We start from the raw sequence: 19,246 nt of genomic DNA on the forward strand, positions 1-19,246 counted from the left end.
GACCTTTCTTTTTGGGGAAAAACTGCGCGCGACCCATCGGCTCAAAATGGCTTGGGCGGCCCAACAGGGACCAATACCCCCGACGCTGCGGTACGCAGCGCAAGGCGATGCCACGCTGCCGCCACATCCGCATGGCTGTCCGCCAAGGCGTACTGGCTCTGTGTCAGCTCACGGGAAGCGTTCAACAAGTCCAACCAAGTTTTGCGCCCAGATGCGAATTGGCGATGGAATGAATCCACGGCCAGCTGTGCGCCTCGGACCGCTGCGCGAAGCACTTGGATTCGTTGTTTGGCCGATTCCAACTCTTGGCGATCGGTGTACAAAACCTCGGCAATGTCCCGCTGGGCAGCCTCAACGGCCTGCGCCAAACTGGCGCTGCGATGGCCCAATGCCTGGGCCTCAATGCCGGTGGCCAGACCGGCACCCGGTGTGTAGCTCAAGCCAATGACACCGGTGGCGCTGTTGTTCACCGCATTCAACGGGCGATCCAAGCGGACATAGATCTGAGGGAATTGCTCGGCTTGCTTGGCTTTGAGCCGCAGCAGCGCCGCTTGCCTGTCTTGTTGTGCCTTGAGCACACTGGGATGCGACAGTGCGGCACTGTGCCAATCCAAACCCGGCACCGCAAAGTGCGTCAGATCATCATGCGCCGCTTCAGCGGGCAACGCCGGTTGAAAGAGTTCGCGCAAACCCGTGAACTGTGCCAGCCGATTCAGAGCAATTTGGCGACTGTGGGTGGCTTGAACTTGGTCCACATGGGCTTGAAAAAGACGGGAAGTGGCCAACTCCAAATCGATGACAGGAGACGCTTGGCTCTCCACCCTGCGCTGCATCTGCAAGCGGTAAGACGTCAGCTGATTCATCGCCGTCGTGGCCACAGACAAACGTGCATCGGCCACTTGAAATTGCTGCCAAGCGTTCACCACCTGAACGCCCATCTGTATCGCGGCCATGCTGACCCGCAACGCATTGGCATCGAGCGTGGTTTGTGCCTCTTCAATGCGCGCCTCTGTGCGACCGGCATCCCACAAGGTTTGTTGCACACGCACAATTTGCGTGTAGGCCGTATTCACCTGAGACGGTCGATTTTCCAGATGGGCGCTGAAGGTTGGCCACTTCTGCCTTTGCGTGGCCAGCAGATCGGCCTCGGAGGCTTGTACATCCAATCGCGCCGCTTGGACGAGCGGGTGAAATTGTTGGGCTTGTTGAATCAGGTAGGGCAAGCTCAGGCGGCCACGGGCATCGAAGGCCTCAGGCCCAAGGATTGCAGCAGCCCTGTCGTTGGCGCTGGCCCAAGGTCCACGCGGCTCGGCCGCAGGCGCTTGCGACTGAACCGCACAATGCATCCCCCATAAGGCCACACCACTCGTGAAGAGGGCGAACCATTTTCTGGTCAATTTCATGGCTCAGCGCTCTCCAAAGGATTGGCTCAAGGTCTTGGCCACAGGTTTGAGCAAGTAACTGAGCACTGAACGCTCGAGGGCCTTGATATCGACTTGTGCGGTCAACCCAGGGCGCATCTGAATTTGGTGCGCCTGTGGCCCCTTGAATTCAGTGCCCGTGATGTGGATGCGAACCCTGTAGTACAAAAAAGGGCCATTGCGCGTGTCTTCAGAAATGACATCAGGACTGATGTAACGGACTTGGCCACGCATGCTGCCAAAAATCGAGGAATCGTAAGCATCCAGCCGCACCTGCGCCTCTTGACCCACAAGCACAAAAGCGATATCGGCCGTGGCCACCTTGGCCTCAGCCACCAACTCATTGGCGTCGGGCAGCAACTCCAACACCGTGTCGCCAGGCCGCACCACACCCCCGACTGTGTTGACTTTGACGTTGTTGACCACGCCATCCATCGGCGCCAGCAACTCGGTTTGCTCCAACACTTGGCTGCGATCACGCAACAGCTCAATCTGTGTGTTGAGCTCTTCTTGCGCCTTGGTCATTTCAGCTTGCGCGTCTTGGAAATACTTGTTGCGTTTGTTCGTTTTTTGGGCTTCCAAATCGGCCACCATGCGCTGCAGGCGCAAGAGGTCTGCTTGGCTGACATCCCCTGTGGCTTCCAATTTCTGGTTGATCACCAACTCTGCCCGCGCAAGCCGGAGCATTTGCTCGACAGCGCTGAGGTCATCCAAAAATGCGCTTCTTCTTTTGTCATACAAGGCGCTTTGGTTTTGAATGTATTCTTCATATTTCTGCAAGCCCTTGGCGAACATCAAGGGACGCTCATACACCTCTGCTTGCAGTCGTGACAAAGTGATTTTCAAAGCGGCCACTTTGGCTGCGCTGTCCGCCACAGCCGCAGAGGCGCGCTCTTTTTGCAAGGTCACGAGCAACTGACCCGCTGTGACGCGATCACCCTCCTGGACATGCAAACGGGTGACCACGCCACCGTCCGCGCTCTGTACCAGCTGGGTTCTGGCGGACACAATCAGCTGGGCAGGGGCCCTCGTCACTTGGTCCACATGCGCGACTGCAGCCCAAGTGATGAGCGCAACCAATGCCAACAGGATCACACGCAAGGTTCTGCGTGCACCCCTTGGCGGGGCCAGATCGCCCAGCAGGTGACCCGGTTGTGACGGTGCAGTGAATTTCATGGTGACAAGCAATGAAAGTGAGGGTGAATCCACATCCAGCAAGGCCGATCCGCTCGGCTCAGGCCGCTACCGCCGGTGAAGGCGCCAAGGCCATGCCGTGCGAAGGTGTGGGCTTGGTTTTGCCTCGGCGCGTCAACTCGGCCAACACCGTGTCTTTGGGGCCGTCCAGAACAAGGCCGGAACCCACCACCACCACCAGGCGTGTGGCCAAAGGCAGCAAACTCGGTTTGTGGGTCACGATGACCATCGTTTTGCCCTGTTGGGCTGCGTGAGCCAACACACGCAAACAGGCGCGCTCTTGGTCTTCGTCCATCGTGGCAGTCGGTTCGTCCAGCAGCATCACATCGGGGTTGGTCAAAATCACACGCGTGAAGGCCAACAATTGCTTCTGTCCACCCGACAAACCTTTGCCGCCTTCGGATATGGACCGATCCAATCCTTTGGGGTGCATGGCCACAAATTGACTCATCCCCGTGCGTTCCATGGCGTCCTGAATGGCGTCATCCCCCGGGTCAGGCAGACCCACCAGCAAGTTCTCGCGCAAGGTGCCCTGAAACAAACGGTGTTCCTGCTGCAAATACCCCACGTGCTGACTGACCACTTGGCGGTGGATGTGCGCCATGTCCAGCCCGTCAAGCAACACACGACCCGACTGGGGTTGGTACAAACCACTGAGCAAACGCAGCAGTGTGGATTTGCCGGAACCGATGGGCCCCAACACCACCACCCGCTCACCCGGCTCCAAACGAAACGTGGGTACGACCAGGGCTGCGGGGTGATCGCCGTAGGCGAACTTCACATCCATCAGCTCAAAACGACCCTTGATGTGCTCGGGCACCAAGACCTGGTGGCTGTCTTGGTTGTCCACCTTCAAACGGTAAAGGGCCTCCAAACTCTCCAGTGCAGCCTTGGCGTGCGCATGCTGCACAAGCAAACCAGGCAAGGCCAAGATGGGCGACAACACACGACCACTCAAGATGGAACAAGCGATCAAAGCCCCCATGGTCATCTGCCCTTGCATCAACACCCAAGCGCCAGCCACCACCAAGGCCGCATAGCTGAGCTGTTGGAGGGAGGCGGCCACATAGCCCACACTGTCATTGAGTGTGCGCATGCGCAAATCACTCAGAATGGTTTCTTGATTGACACCCATCCAACGCGACAAAAATTTCCAATGACCAGAACCTGCCTTGATGGTTTCCATGCCCTCCACCGCTTCCACCAACAGGCCCGTTTTCAGGTTGGAGAGGGCTGCACCGTCAACGGCTTGGCGCATGATGCGGGTGCGCATGGCCAGGCCCATCCAAAAGGCCAACGCACCAAACATCAAGGGCACCAGGGCAACGATGGGGTGCCCCACCACCATGATGACCACCACAAAAAACAGCGCCAAAGGCAGATCAATCAGTGTGAACAAGGTGCTGGCTGTGTAAAACCCTCGCACTTGCTCGTAACCTCTGATTTGCCCTGCCAGCGATCCCACAGACGCTGGCAACTGGTCCACGCGCAACTGCAGCAAACGCGCAAAAATGTCACGTGACAAACGGCCATCCAAACCCACCACCACATGGTCCATCAATTTGGATCGTGCCATCTTGATCCACAGCTCCAGGCCAATGGTCAGCAAAACACCGGTCGACAAGACCCACAAGGTTTGCTCACCCCGAGTGGGAATGACCCGGTCATAGACCTGCATGGAAAACAGCGAAGTGGCCAGTGCCAGGAGACCAATGAACAAAGATGCCGCACAGGCCTCCAACAGATCGCGTCGGTACATGCGCAAGGTTTGGTAAATCAACCCCAAGAAACCCTCTTGGCCCTCTCCGAACAAAGCCGACAGGCCCAAGGCCATGCGCAGTGACCGAATGTGGACCACGGCACAACGGTCTGCCAATTGGGCGGCGGAGACCGTGAGGTTGCCGTCTGGCGTTGACACGCGCCAATGGCCATTGGGCAGCTGCTGCTGAACAACCACCCAAGTCCCGTCATCCAAATGCGCTAAAAAGGGGCAGTGAGCGGCATCTGGCTCGCCCTGCCATCGCGGCGTTTCAAAACCCATTTTGGCGCACACCACGGCCAGTCGTTGTTGACGAGAAAGTTCCGCTGGCATCCCTTCCAAGGCGCTGTCCAAACGCAGCGTGTCCAGCTTTGTGGCTTGTGCCTGGGCCAATCTGCGAAAAGCCCAACGCATGGATTTGGTGTGGTCTGACAAATCAATTTCTTTCTTTTTTGAAGCCATTAAATACCGCTGCTGAAGCCATCCCTTGTGCTTGTTCACAAGCCATGAACAAGCGCAAACGGCCCCATTGACTTTGCGCACCCGCCTCCCCTCGAGCCGCCACGGCGACCCGCATCGTTGAGGTAAGGCCCCACCGCCCCAAGCACCCATTTTTCAATTCAAGGCGGTTTGAACGGGTATTCGATTGCGAGTGTGGTCACTCACTAGCTAGTCAGTACTTTTGTTCTCTAGTGAGTATGTTTTGATTTGGAGCGCCGATTGGTTGGCAACATGCTCAATCAGGAATTAAGTTCCTGCAGTTGTTGCACCGCCCATGTCCTGAAACCGGCTTCAAAAGTCCCGCAAAAAGGGGATGGGGCGGCCGCCGCCCGCCCCGACCTGCACGGGCTTGGGGGAAATTGAAGCTCACTTGCAAGCCCGTTTGTCCGCACGCGATCCACGTGGGCAGGTCGGCGCCAGGTCCGCGCGAACGAAGCCGTCTCGGCCAAGCCATGCGCCCAACAGGACATGGCGGTTCGCCCACCTTGGCCCTCGTGATGCCTGCAAGGGCCTTGGGCCCGCATGGGGATCCAGCCGTACACCGACGCCGCCAAGGGCATGGTCGAGTCGGGGTCACGCCAGGCGCCAACGATAGGACTGCGCAGGTCAGCCGGACATGTGCCCTCGTTGGGGCGTCTTGGTTTGGAGTTGCCCCCAGCCAACGAGCGAATTCTGCACGCCCGCTGGGGTGCAGAACTTCCCGCCGGCCGGATGGGCCCGACCGAGACGCCACGGAACCAACGCTCGGGCGATTCCGCTGTCTGCCATCTGTTTGGCCTCACCCGTCAGCACGGTGGGCCATTTTCAACGCGACATCAGGCTGGAATGATGGGGTGAGATGGGCTGGCGTCCAACATCAGCTGTGTGAGAAACATGGCATCGTGCACCAGCATCGTGTAGCCGTTGCTCAACTGCGCCGTGGCACTGCCCTGCACCTGCACCAAGGCATGGGGCTGCAGCGGCACCCCGTCACTGTGCAACTGCAGGCTCTGGATGCCCAGCTCGGCCAAGCTGCGCAATTCACTGGCGCTGCTCACGCCGTTTTGGTCGGCATCCACCCAAGCCTTGAAGTCGCCAAAGGACGCATCGGCTGCACTGAACAGGCCGTCTTGGTTGCTGTCAAAAACCTCTGCCAAGCCTTGCAAGTCGGTTTGACCCGCACGCAGCGCAAACTGGTACTGCCCCGTCTCGCGCAGACTGCCGTCGCCGAACTTGTCCCAGAAAAGCAAACCGTCTTGACCACCCACCCAACCGCTGTGCGCGGTTTGACCGTCCAGGTTGATGTCCAACGCGGTGGCGGTGTAAGTGATTTGACCGTCGCCGCTCAAGTCCAAAGCCACCGGGGCAACTGCACGCACGTCCACGGACAACTGCTGTCCTGCAGTTGCCGAGACATTACCGGCACTGTCCTGTCGCTGAATTTGCAGTTTGTGCACGCCAATCGACAATGCCGAACCCACCGTCATGGACAGTGTGCCAGCGTTCCAAACCCCGCTCGACAAATCATTCGATCCCACCGTGCGAGTGGCCAATACAGCGTTGCCAAAGCTTGTATCGACCAAGCGGATCACATCGCCCACGGCAAAGGGCAAACCGTTCAGCTCCAGAACGTTGACCGTGGGTGTGGTGATGGTGGTGATGTCGTCCGAGCTGCTGCTGCCGTCGTCGCTGGCCGTTTGCAAATCCAAACGCGTCAGCAAGGTGCCGCTGTATCCACTGTGCGAGATCACGCTCAACTGCGCTGACGTGACCGACGTGGTCACCTGGTTGGCAGCCCTTTCAGCAGAGTTGGCAAAGTTGGTCACAGCCGAGACCGAACCAGTGGCCATGCCGCCAGCGTCATAGTAAGCCAGCAAACCCGTCGCGGCCGTATCGGTTGAATCGTCTGCCAGCGACACCACTTCCGAGGCCGACAAAGCCCGATCAAAAATTTTGACCTGGTTGTACAGACCGCGATAAATATCGTTCGCCCCAACCGAACTGGCGCCAGAAGGCCCACCCATCGTCAATGAAGTGAGGCCCGACACGGTCATGCCCGACTTGGTGCCTCTTTGTACGCCATCGATATAAAAACGACCCACACCCTGCGAGTCCACGGTAACCGCAAAATGTTGCCACGTGTTGAAAGTAGGTGCCACGGTATAAACATCTCTTCCAAACACCAATGTGTTGGAGTTTGCGCCATCCATATGAACTAAATATTGGTTGTTGCTGGAACCGAATACCGATTGCCAAGCTTGTGAGCCATGGTTTTCTAGTCGGACCCATGCTGACATGGTGAAGTCATCGATGGACGAACCAAATGTCGTCACCAACTGGCGCGCTGTCCCTGAACCACTGGGCACGGCCCCATCAAAAACATTGGAAGTCACCGAGGCGCTTGCGGCTTGTGGACCCAAAACAGGGGCAGTCGTGTCAACCACAGGCAGTGGGGTGGTATCGATGTTGGGAATCGTGCCGCTGTTGGCGGTGTAGGTGAATGCATTGCCAGCCACGTCGGTGATGTTGGCCGTCAAAACGTTTTGAAGTGCCGCCTCATCGATGCTGACTTGACCGTTTTGTCCCGCCAAAATCGTGTAGGTGAGCGTGCGCGTGGCGCTGCCATTGGCCCCGCCCCAGGTGGCGTTCACGCCCCCCGTGCCTGCCAACTGGAAAACCGTGTTGTTGGCGGTGCCCTGGGTCAAACCGTTGACGGGACCATCAAAGGTCACCGTCAGCACCACCGTCTCGCCGGCGCTGTTGCCCGCCGTGCCGGCGATGGTGGTCAAGGCCGTGCTGGGCGCGTTGCTGCTGCTGAGGGTGGCGAGGACGTCGTAGGTGATGGTCTGCTGAGCCAGGGTCGCGGCGTTACCAGCAGCGTCAACCGCTCGCAGTTGCACCGTTGGACTGGACGTGAATGACAAGCCCGCCACCGTGACCGTGTTGGCCGAGGAGTCCACATCGACTGTGGGCACGTCGGACCAGGTGTTGCCGCCATTCACGCTGTACTGGAACTTCTCATCATTGGCCAGGTCACTGCCAAAGTAGCTGAACACCACATCACCCGAACTGACGGCGGTGACGGCATCGGCCGTGTTGGAGTCACCCACACCTGAGGGGACACGGGTGAAGACCATGCCCGTCGCTCCAGCAGGTGGTGTGGTGTCCACCACAGGCAGTGGGGTGGTATCGATGTTGGGAATCGTGCCGCTGTTGGCGGTGTAGGTGAATGCATTGCCAGCCACGTCGGTGATGTTGGCCGTCAAAACGTTTTGAAGCGCCGCCTCATCGATGCTGACTTGACCGTTTTGTCCCGCCAAAATCGTGTAGGTGAGCGTGCGCGTGGCGCTGCCATTGGCCCCGCCCCAGGTGGCGTTCACGCCCCCCGTGCCTGCCAACAGGAAAACCGTGGTGTCGGCGGTGCCCTGGGTCAAACCGTTGACGGGACCATCAAAGGTCACCGTCAGCACCACCGTCTCGCCGGCGCTGTTGCCCGCCGTGCCGGCGATGGTGGTCAAGGCCGTGACGGGCGCGTTGCTGCTGCTGAGGGTGGCTGCGGCGCTGTCCAAGGTGAAGTTGCTCTGACCCGTGCTGCCCGGGTTGCCAGCCGCATCGGTGGCCACTGCAGTCACTGTGATGAGGCCATCCACGAGTTGGTTCGGGCCAGTCCCCAAGTCGCCAGGCAGCAAAATGACCGCTTGCGGTCCACCTGAACCCGTCAGCTGCTTGGTGACACTGTTGCCTTGGCTGTCGGTGAATGTCACCCGCGTGCTGGCACCGCTTTCTGCGTTGACAGTGACCACGCCGTTGCCATCTGTGGCTTCTGCGCTGATCGCGCCGTTGGCCACGCCGTTCCCCAGAACCAATGCGGGAGCGGCAGGGAGCAAGGTGTCCAGATTGAAGCTGGTTGTTCCCACATTGCTGGGCTTGCCTGCCGCGTCGGTAGCCACTGCGGTGACCGTGATGACGCCGTCCGCCAGTTTGTTCGCGCCTGTCCCCAAGTCGTTGGCACTCAGGACCACCGCTTGGACCGAACCGTTTCCTTGGATGCTTTTGCTGACGCTGCCCCCCCAGCTGTCGGTGAAGGTCACCAACGTTGTGCTGCCCAGTTTGGAGTTCACGGAGACTGCACCACCACTGTGAATGGCCTCGGCGGCCGTCGCGCCATCTGACACACCCGTACCCAGTGTCAACACAGGGGCTGGGGGTTTGACAATGGCCAACTGCTCTGGCGACAGGGCGTTGAGCTGCGTGGTGTCCAATTGGGCGACTTGATCACCCGTGAGTGCTGTCAGCTGGTCCGCGTTCAGGGCTTTCAGCGCCGCTGGGCTCAGGCTGCTCATCACCGTCGCGGGCAAATTCGCAACTTGCAATGGCGAGAGTGCGGCCATTTGCGCAGGGGTGATGTCTGCAGCCTGAGAGGGCTGCAGGCTGGGCAAGACCGCATTGGTGATTTGCGTGGTCAAAGCAGTCGGCGTGGTCGTGGATGACAACCCAAGTTGCGGCAGCAGTGTTTTGACGGCTTCCAATGAGGCTGTGCTCACACCCACCACGCCCAAGTCCTGCAAATGGCTCACCGTGGGCGCAGCGTTGACGGAGGCATCAATGCCATAGTTGACGGCAAGACTAAACGCCTGCTCATGCGCCGCAGCACCATCGGTGGCAATGGTCTGGACCAAGCTGGTGTTTGCGGAATCGCCTGGCGTGGCAGTGGCCAGACGGGCGTTGACCGCACCCAGGTTCTGCGCTGTGACGCCGGTCACACCGGCGTCCACATAATCAGCCACCGTCGGCACGCTGACTGTACCGTCAAACGACGCCAGTTTGGCCAATGCGGCTGTATTGGCGGTCACACCCGCATTGACCACAGTCGTCACATCGGTCACGTTGGGTAAGTCCGTTGAAGAGGAAGCCGCAACCCGTGAGTTGACCGCCGCCAAGTTGATGGCCGTGACACCGTTGATGCCCACAGTAGCGTAATCGGCGGGGGTTGGAAGGGGTGCACTCACGCCATCGGCCAGATCCAAAATCCGGCCCATGCTGGTGACTTGGTTGCTCAATTGCTGCAATGCAGCCACCGAGCCCACTGTGGCCGTGTTGCCCGCCACAATCTCGGCAATCAATTGGGCCTGCCGTGGGGCGGTCAAGTTTGCAACATGAGCCACGCCCAAGTCGCTCAGGTCTTGCACCGTCAACAAGTTGGCGCCCGTTTGAGGGCTGGCAGCATCGGCATTCAGGGCCACTTTGGCCAACAGGGCCACTTGCTGAGCACCCGAGCCCAAAACCAAGGGGGTGGCCGGTGCTGCGGGTGACCAATTGATTTGGGCAGCCACCACCGCTTGTGCGGCATTGATGTTGCCGCCGTTCGTGGCCGCCAGATCAGACAATTGCTTGAGCACTTGGCCGTAGCGGTCAGCATTGCTGGCGGTGCTCTGACCTGCCGTGTCCACTGTGAAAGACGGCACCAAGGTGGTGACGTCGCTGTTGACGCCCAGGAATTGCAGACTCACCTCGGCATTGATGGCCGTGACCGCTGCCGGGGACAAACCGGACATCAATTGGGCGTTGCTGCCCAAGACCTTTTGGGCGGCCAAGTCGGTCAATGAGGTGACGTTGGCGGTGATGGGGGTGGCGGCCACAGCACCTGCAGACAATGAAGGGTCTGCCGTGACGGTGGTGACAGCACGCAGTGTGTAGCCGTCCAGGTTCGTGGCACTCACTGTGTTCTCGTCCATGAAGTCATTGGCCCCACCTTGGCTGGTGATTTCAATCAGGAGCGGTCCTGTGTAATCGGCACGCACATGGAGGGTGTAACCGCCGACTGCGTCCACCGAGCTGTCTTCACCCAACAGGTTGCCACTCGTGTCGTAGGCTTTGGCCACCAAGTCGTTACCGGCCAAAACAGGGCCTGCACCCACCACGCCGCTGATGCCCACATAGGCCGGCACTTCCACCACCAGGGGATTGCTGTTGGCGGTGTTGTTCACAACGTCGGTCACTTTGACCGTGACGCTGTTTTGGTAGTTGGGCAAAGAGGCCTTGGCCACTGTCCAGGTGATGCCATTGGCCAACTCGTAGGCCCCAACGGTGATCACCCCGGCTGTGATGGTGCTGCTGCCAGCCGTGATGCCGGTGGTGATGGTGCCACCGCCCAATTGCAGTTCGATCCTGTCGCCCATGCTCAAGGCATTGCCCGCCACATGCAAGGAAATGCCGGTTTCCACCATGTCTAGGGTCAAGTCATTGGAGGCGGCACCCAGACCCAGCACCGGAGCGCTCACACTGTTGCGGTAAGTCAGCGAAATGGCCGGTGAAAAGGTGACCGCAGCGTCTTGGTCTGTGACCTTGGTGGACACGTAATAGGTCTGCCCGTTGCTCAAGCCCGCAAAGCTGGGGACAGCGATGTGGGCAAAGCCATTGTTCACGTCTGTGGGGTTGACGGCATACGGGGGCACGGGGGTGTTCAGTGTGACGACTTGTCCAGCACCGTCATAAATCACCAAGTCCACTTGGTCACCCAAACGGAAAAGGCCAGTGGCGGTGATGATGGCCGGGTGATTGGCATCCACGTCGTTGCCCACCAGGGCCGGGTTGGCACTGACCGTGTCGGTGCGAGCAACCGTCACAGCCGTGCCATAGCGGCTGTTGCCGATGTTGATTTGGGCCAGCAATTGCGCCTCTGTCAGCGTTGAGCCACCACCTTCCAAAGAGTTGATGTTGATTTGCGCTTGCTTGTTGGTGCCGCCGCTGGCATCAAACCAGACGGTTTGCAAGCTGCTGGCGGTGTAGCCCTCGATCACCTGGGTTTTGGCCTGTTGGTTGAGCGCAGCCAAGTTGTTGGCTTGGTCATCGACGTAGATCAGGTCGCCCGCGCCCCAGTTGGTCACATCCAGGTGGGTGCCCAATGCGCCCACACCGTCATTGACCATGGGCAAAGCACCCGCTGCATTGCGGTCCAGCAGCACCAAGGCGTGGTCGGCACCGGCCAAATCCAGGGCCACGGCAGCCGCATCCGGGTCGCCAAGGCCATCGACATTGATCCACTTCTTGCCCACTGCATTCACGGTGCCGTCGGCATTCAGGGTTTGTCCTTGGTTGGCGGTGGCCACGCTGGTGCCGGTCACAGACACCGTGCTGAAATCGAGTGCATCGACCGGCGTGACCGCCAAACTGGAAAAAGCGCCACCGGGAACTTGAAATGCGCCCGCATCGATGGTGATGGTGTAGCTGTTGCCAAAGTCAAAGTCAAACGGCGGTTGGACAATGATGCGTTCAGGGTGGGCTGCGTCAAAGCGCACAAAACGGGTGTCGGTCACGTCCACCCTGAAACTGTTGACCCGGGCCTCGGCTTGATAGCCTGCAGTGACCGCCGTGTTGGTGAACGTGATGAACTTGCCCGCCATACCCACAGGGTCGAGCGCGGCGCTGGCGATCAGCACGATGTCGGCATGGACATCCAGGGCCGTGACGTTGCCGGCCACCATGGCGGCGTTGGTGATGGTCAAAGGGGTGGTGAGGGTGACCAGGCCGGAAACGGCATTGTTGGCCGCCACATCGTTGATCTGGGCTTGCAAGGTGATGTTGCCGATCGGCAAGTCGGCTTTCAAGAAATTGAAATAGGCTTTGCCGCCGTCTAAGGCAATGGTGACCGGCGCATAAGGCGCGCCATTGGCATGCAGCAAAGCTGTGGTGGTCACCGGGGTCACACCTGCAGCCGAGGTCACTGCGACCAGTTGCACCACATCACCCGCCTTGAAAACGGCGCCCGTGGAGGAGGATTCCACAACCAACACCACTTCGGTCTCTGATGGGCCCATCAAATTGTCCTGCACCAAGGGCGCGCCTAAAGCGTCTGTGGACGCGATCCTCAGCACAGGTGTTGGGATTTGGGTGTCCACCGTCACGAGCACTGGCGCGGGGGCGGTGCTGGTGTTGCCTGCCGCATCGCTGGCCACCACACTCAGGGTTTTGAGGCCATCGGCGCCCAAATCGGTCTTGCGCACGGAGACATAAACATCGCCGCTGTTCACGGCTGCCGCATCCGCCACTGCGGTGCCGACCAGGGTGGCACCGTTGTAGACATTGACCGTGTCGCCCAAGGCAAAACCCGTGGTGCCCGGCGTCGCCGAGACCTTGATCAAGGACGTTGTTTCGACCCTGTTGAGGTAAGAATCGTTGGCCACCCCAGTGAACGGCACACCCTGTGCGTCTGCCGGCGACAACACGGCCGCCTGGATGGTGGGCACTCGGGTGTCGCGGGTCAGCGCATAGACCTGGCTGGTGCTGGAGTTGCCTGCAACGTCGGTGAAGACAGCCGTCACGCTGTTGGGGCCCTCTACCAAGTCGCTTCTCGCCACTGAAACCGTCAATTTGCCCGCATTCAAATGCGCCTGTGTGACCCGAAAAGAGCCGCCCACATTGGCACCAGCGACCTGAAGTTGAACCGTGTCACCCACCTTCAAATCGGCTGTGCTGATCTCGAGCGATACGTTGGTTTCGACGTCGTTGGCGTAGGCGTCAGCGGCCAAGCCTGCGCCTGCCGACAACAGCGTGCCGGTGGGGGTGTCGGTGTCCAAGGTGACGGTGACGGTGGCGCCAGCGTAGTTGGTGTTGTTGGTGGTGCCCGAGACGCTGGCCGCCCAGTTGGACTCCAGGCCCACCGTACGGGCATTGACCACGGTGCTGGCTGTCGTGAGCGTCACACCGGCCAAACTGAAAGTGCCACCCAAGGGGCTGGTGGCGGTGACCGCCGCATCTTGCCAATTGCCCGAGGCGCCCACTTGCACTTGGATTTTGTCGCCTGCACGCAGAGAACCGACATAAGTGCCGGTGATGGTTTGGCTGGGGTTGCTGGTGGTGAAATCGGCCGCGGCTGTGTCGTTGCTGATGGCGGTGATGGTGGGTTTGGCCAATGTGGCGATCGGCGTCTTGGCCGCATTGGCACCTTCTTGACCGCCGGCCGCCGTTAAGGTCAGCGCTGCAATCGCTCCCGGGTTGGGCAAAAGCTTGATGGCGTTCAGGGCCGTGTTGGTGTAGATGCTGCCGTCGGCAAAAAACACTTGGTCATTGAGCAAACCTGTGCCCGCAGCAACCACCACGCGCTCGGTATTGCCCCCCACCGTGCGGGTGAACTCGATGGCCCTGCCCACCAGGGTCTTGGAGTAGTCGGACCAATTGCCCGTCAGGTAAATTTGGTCAACGCTCCCCCCCAAGCCTCGGGCGTCGACTTGTGAGCCGGCATTGACATACACCACATCGACCGACGATGAACCCGCGATGAACATCAGGGGATCGGTCACCGTCGCGATGACGGTGGACCCCGTATCCAAGCGCACACGCATCGATTCGGTGGTGCTGGCCGGGGTGGCCAAAATTGACGGGGCAGACAAGGAGGTTTGGGCTGGGTTGAGCACCACCGGGGTGGATGCGGATTGCGTCAAAGCCAAAACCGTGGTGGCACCATCTGCAAAGACAACGGCATCGTCATGGGCCGGAATGCCATCAAATTTGAGTTTGTAAGTGCTGGCAGGCGTGCTGCCAGATGCCCCACGTGACAAGGTCAAGACGCTGCCGGCCACGGCGATGTTGTAGTCGGCCAAGTAGCCATCGAGGAACAAGGTGTCCACGCCTGCAGCGCTACCGGTGAAGTCCACACTCACCCCAGCGCGTGCATACACCGCATCCACCAAAGCCGTACCCACCACGGTGGTCGACTGGTTCACAAAGCCCAGCAAGGCGCTGTTTAACTGGACATTCATCAAATCAAGCTGGCGGCGGTCCGTGGCATTGGCAGAGAAGATGTAAGTGGAATTGACAGTCGTCATGAAAGACCCTTGTGAGTGACAAAAGAAAAATGCGCAAAAAAGCGCATAGAACTTGTTGAGTTTGAATCTTTTTGAATCACAAAGTCATCGCAAAAAATAGGTATTAAAGTATTGCAAAAATTTGCAATTCACATCATTTGCAATGAACCATTTAGCCTGAAATGACCGTGTTTTTAAAGGCGACACCATCCAGACCGCCATAGCCTGGAGAGGCGACGCCGAAACCAATCCAGGCATGGCCTGAGTCGCCAGGATCGATTTGCAACAGGCCCACAAAGTTGGGCACTTGGGTGGCCGCCGTGGCCGAATTGTTGAAAATGTTGCCGTCTTGCAACCCGCCGAAACTCTCGGTGAGGTTGGCACTGAGGCTGTTGGGCCCTGAAAACGGGTCGTCAAAATACAGGAAATCGCTCTGAGCCCAATTTTTGACTTGCAAGTTGAAGCCAATGGCCCCTGTCCCAAGACCGGTGGTGTTGGCGGTACCGCCCAGGGGGTTGCCGTCTTTGTAAACCAAGGTGATGTTGCCGGTGCCCATGTCAATGCGGGTGTCCACGGCATTGGCATCGCCCACGCCCGTGATGTCCATGTAGGTTTGGCTGCCCACCAGAGCGCCAGTGCTGGTCATTTTTTGCGAGGCAGTGCCCGCTCGGGAGGGCGCCACAGTCGAGAAGGTGGCCAGGTTGCTGTAGGCGAATGACGGTGGGGTCCCCGATGGGTCGGCCCGACTGATGAAGGCGCCAGCGTCAACCTCAATGTGGTATTGGCTACCAAAGTCCAAGTCACCCATGGGGTTGATGACCAAGCTCAAACCGTCGGCACTCAAGCTGACTTGACGGGTGTCCGTGAGTGCGATGGCAAAGCTGCGTGCATTCGCGCTGTCACACACGATGCGAATGTTCAGTGCGTTGTTGGAAGTCAAGTTGACCGCCGCAGCAAAGTTGATGACCACATCACTTTGGACGTCGAGGTGCTGCACACCACCCAAGGCCGACGTGGGCATGGGCTGTTGACCCACATCCGTGACCGTCACCTGCACGGTTTGAATGGCCGTTTGGATGTCCACTGTGCCATCGGCCAAGCTGCGCGTCGAAGTGGCAATGACCTGCACATCGTGAACATTGTCGCTTGAGCCGTCCAACGGGTTTTCATAGTCGGGGGCATTTCGGAAGGTCAACACCCCGGTGACAGGGTTCAGGTTAAAAAGGCCTTCATCGCCACCTTGCCCCAATGTGTAGCGGTAAGTGACCGATTGCGAATCGATCAATGCAGCGGCCGTGTAGCTTGTATGGGTATGGTTTTCTGACACCGAGACGGCCGAGGGGCTGGTGAAAATCAAGGCATCACCGACATCGGTCACCTCGATGCGGAGGGCCTGGCTGCTTTGGTTGCGGGTGTCTACACCGTTGGCGGTTTCCATGGCATCGATGACCAGGTGATAGACGTTGTCTGTGCCCACATCTTTCGGATCTTCAAAATCAGGTGAAGCTTGGAAAGTGACTTCGCCGCTGGCGTTGATACGGAACAACGCAGCGTCGTCTCCTTTCAAGCTGTACCGGATGCTGTTGCCAAACACATCCGGCGTCGCCGACACGGTGTACACGGGAATGCTGGTGAGGACGTTTTCAGCCAACCGCATTGGCACTGCCGCCCCGCCCACGATCACGGGTGGCGAGTCCGGCAAGTCGGTGACGATGAGGGTGATGGTTTGGCTGGCTGTCTGAACATTGCCCTCTTCGGCGGCTGTGATGAGCAATTCGTAGATGTTGTCGCCGGCCACTGCGCTGCCTCCAGCGCTATCGCCCGGCGCTTCGTGGTCAGGGATGCTGTTAAAGCGCAACGCTCGCGTCAACGGGTCCCATGTGAATTTGTCGGCGTCAACGCCGCCCAGGCTGTAGGTGATGGCCTTGCCCGCCACGTCGGGTGTGGCATTGACCGTCAAGAGCGCGCTCGACACGGCTGTGTTTTCTGCAACGGTCAAGGTGTTGCCACTGATGAAGATGGGCGCTTGGTCAGGCAAATCAAGCACGGTCACAAGCACCGATTGCGTGGATTGCAGGCCCCCAGAATCTGTGGCGGTCACCGTGAAGTTGTAGACGTTGTCGCCCCCAGCATCGCGGGGTGCATCGGCGTCCGGTACGGCGTTGAAAGTGACTCTTTTCGAGATGGGGTTGAATGTAAAACGTGCTGCATCTGGCCCGCTGATGCTGTAGGTGATGGTTTTTCCAGCGCCTGCAGTGGCGGCTGCGGTGTAGACATCCAAACTGGTAGACGAATTTTCATCCACATTCACCCGGTTGCTGCTGGTGAATACGGGCGGCTGTGCCCCCCCTCCCCCGCCCCCACTGACACCTGCTGCGGCGGCCAAACCCAAACCGCCCAAGGCCCCAAAGAGCTCAGAGCCCAATGCAGCCTCCAACACCAGGCCGCCCGCTGGAGGGGCAATCAGCGCCGATGAACTCAGGCCTTGTGCATTCATCCACTGCGGCACACCCAAGCGGTCTTGACTGGGCCAAATGGGGGTGACCGAGTCCAGCGTCCACCCGGACAAATTCGCCAATGGGTCCACCACCCAATAGGGCGTCGCCCCTGGACCTGTGTAAAAAACAAACTCAGCCTGTGCCCGCAGCAAAGGCTCACCCTCAACACCGAGGCCATCGATGAAAAAATCATCGAGCAGCACCAATCGATCATCCGGCAATGTGATTTCCAAAACGCCTTGGTTTTGACGTACTTTTTGGGGCTCGATGACCTTGCCGGTGACCGGGTCGGTCAAGCTGTAACTCATGCCGGGCTCGGCACGAAGGCGAATCACAGGCTCTGCGGTGAGCGCAAAATCAACCACCGTTTGCCCTTGCCGAGCAGATTTACCGGGGACTGTTCGAAAGGAGTTTGCGCGCTTTTGCAATAAAGGCTGCAAAGGACTGGGGGGAGGCGCTTGTGGTGTTGGTGCGTTTGTCAAAACAAAAGTAGGGGCGGATTAAATTACCTATTTTATTTAAAAAAATATTTATTTACATCCATATTAACTAGTTAAGTTTAGTGACTATCCAGCAAAAAAGTGGCCGCTTAACATCGTCGGCATGCTCAAAACGCGCAAATTGTTGCGACTCGCTTTACTTGTTTTCTTTGCCCTCTTCGGCCCCTCCCACATCAGCACGGCTGCTCAAGCACAAGGCTTGGACGAATTGCCTCAGTTGCTACTGAGCGTCTGGGAAAATCACCCCACACTCAAAGCCAAGCGTTCTGACCGCAATGCCATGCGCGCCGCCGTGACTGTGGCTGAACGCCAATTTTGGCCCACACCCTCGGTCAGCAATGATGTGGGCCCCGCAGACACGCAAGGCCGCACACAAGCCACAACGGCGCGACTGTCCTACCCTTTATTCACAGGTGGTCAACTGACTGCGGATTTGGAAATTGCGGATCTGAAACACCGCATTGCCGAAACTGAAATCGAGATCGCGGGCCGCGAGTTGGTGCTTCAATTCATCGACCTGTACCGTGCTTGGTGGCTGCATTCTGCGCGGATTGACAACCACCAAAATGCGTTGATGCAGATGGACCGTTTGCGTCAAATGCTCATGCGTCGTGCAAACGCTGGCGTGTCCGCCAAACAAGATCTGGCGCTGGCGGATTTGCACTGGCAACGCCTGCAGGACGAGTACCGGCAGGCGCTCAAACAAAGAGACCAAGTGCTGGCCGATATGGTGACTTTTGGCGGTCGGGACATGCAGCCAAGTTTTCAGCCTATTGGCTCTTGGCCTCGGGCACCCTATGCACAAATCCTTGATCTGACCGAGCGCGTGCTGGCCACTCACCCCAGCATGAACCTGTCGCAGTGGCAGACCGCATTGGCACAAGCCGAACTCAAGCGCGCAAAAGCGAACGTCTTGCCCAGTGTCACACTGAAACTCGAAAAACAATACGGCGCCTACCAAGGCACCCAAGCACCGGCTAGCCGGGTGTATTTGAACTCCCAGTTCACGATGGGGGCAGGATTGGCCGCCATTCCCTTTCAACAACAAGCCATGGCACGCGCCACAGCCGCAGAATTGCAAGCAGACGCGACCCGCCTCACACTGACGAGTCAAGTGCAGCGCTTATGGCACGAACGGGCTCAAGCCAGCGAACAAATCAACAGCACACAACGCCAGCTGAAGCTGCAAAAAGATTTGGCCGATTCGGGTCTGCGCTTGTTTACAAGCGGTCGCCGAAGCTGGCAAGACTTGCTGAATCTGCAACGCGAGCTGCACCAACTCCAAGCCCAAAAAAGCGAAGCCGAAGCCACTTACTTGGCTGCCGACTGGCGTTTGCATTTGCTGGCCAACACGCTGCCGATGTTCAGTTTTCCCTCATTTTGATGTCCAGCATCCGTATCCAAAATTCCGCTTGCACGGAAAAAACACGCCATGACCGACTCACCTGACAACCCTGACTGGCCCGCACTGGCCCACTGGGTCAATCGCCGCCTGAGTATGCTCGACGGTCGCTTGCAAGCATTGACACCGGCGGAAACACAACTGTTTGGCGAACAACTGAGGGTGTGCGCAGGCGAGTCGTCCGCTGCA

General features: G+C 58.8%; 6 protein-coding genes. 1 reads left to right on the top strand and 5 read right to left on the bottom strand.

All coding sequences use genetic code 11. The features are described 5' to 3' along the window. Positions 1–41: 41 nt before the first annotated feature. From ACHEXK_RS07665 to ACHEXK_RS07685, 5 genes are all read right to left on the bottom strand, one after another. On the bottom strand, positions 42–1,403 hold the full coding sequence (locus ACHEXK_RS07665) for a TolC family protein (protein ID WP_416544899.1): 1,362 nt from the start codon (positions 1,401–1,403) through the stop codon (positions 42–44). 3 nt (positions 1,404–1,406) lie between these two features. Next, the gene (locus tag ACHEXK_RS07670) at positions 1,407–2,597 is read right to left on the bottom strand and encodes an HlyD family efflux transporter periplasmic adaptor subunit (protein WP_416544901.1); all 1,191 of its coding nucleotides are present in this window, start codon (positions 2,595–2,597) and stop codon (positions 1,407–1,409) included. 58 nt (positions 2,598–2,655) lie between these two features. After that, positions 2,656–4,836, bottom strand: a complete 2,181-nt coding sequence (locus ACHEXK_RS07675) for an ATP-binding cassette domain-containing protein (RefSeq protein ID WP_416544903.1) — start codon at positions 4,834–4,836, stop codon at positions 2,656–2,658. Between the two features lie 854 nt (positions 4,837–5,690). Continuing rightward, positions 5,691–14,678 (bottom strand): beta strand repeat-containing protein, encoded by an 8,988-nt coding sequence (locus tag ACHEXK_RS07680; protein ID WP_416544905.1) that lies wholly within the window; start codon positions 14,676–14,678, stop codon positions 5,691–5,693. A 151-nt stretch (positions 14,679–14,829) separates the two neighbouring features. Next, positions 14,830–17,463 (bottom strand): cadherin repeat domain-containing protein, encoded by a 2,634-nt coding sequence (locus ACHEXK_RS07685; RefSeq protein WP_416544907.1) that lies wholly within the window; start codon positions 17,461–17,463, stop codon positions 14,830–14,832. A 295-nt stretch (positions 17,464–17,758) separates the two neighbouring features. Between ACHEXK_RS07685 and ACHEXK_RS07690 the strand changes: the two genes are divergently transcribed. Then, positions 17,759–19,039 carry a TolC family protein gene (locus ACHEXK_RS07690; RefSeq protein ID WP_416544909.1) on the top strand — a complete coding sequence of 427 codons (1,281 nt, stop codon included), beginning with the start codon at positions 17,759–17,761 and terminating at the stop codon, positions 19,037–19,039. Positions 19,040–19,246: the final 207 nt, after the last annotated feature.

Origin of the sequence: Limnohabitans sp. DCL3 (assembly GCF_048019295.1) — a bacterium.
GTDB lineage: Bacteria > Pseudomonadota > Gammaproteobacteria > Burkholderiales > Burkholderiaceae_C > Limnohabitans_A.

Excerpts from the sequence above, each read along its gene's own strand:
- ACHEXK_RS07690 (WP_416544909.1), top strand. The coding sequence starts at position 17,759 with ATGCTCAAAACGCGCAAATTGTTGCGACTCGCTTTACTTGTTTTCTTT.
- ACHEXK_RS07665 (WP_416544899.1), bottom strand. The coding sequence starts at position 1,403 with ATGAAATTGACCAGAAAATGGTTCGCCCTCTTCACGAGTGGTGTGGCC.
- ACHEXK_RS07675 (WP_416544903.1), bottom strand. The coding sequence starts at position 4,836 with ATGGCTTCAAAAAAGAAAGAAATTGATTTGTCAGACCACACCAAATCC.
- ACHEXK_RS07670 (WP_416544901.1), bottom strand. The coding sequence starts at position 2,597 with ATGAAATTCACTGCACCGTCACAACCGGGTCACCTGCTGGGCGATCTG.
- ACHEXK_RS07685 (WP_416544907.1), bottom strand. The coding sequence starts at position 17,463 with ATGAGTTACAGCTTGACCGACCCGGTCACCGGCAAGGTCATCGAGCCC.
- ACHEXK_RS07680 (WP_416544905.1), bottom strand. The coding sequence starts at position 14,678 with ATGACGACTGTCAATTCCACTTACATCTTCTCTGCCAATGCCACGGAC.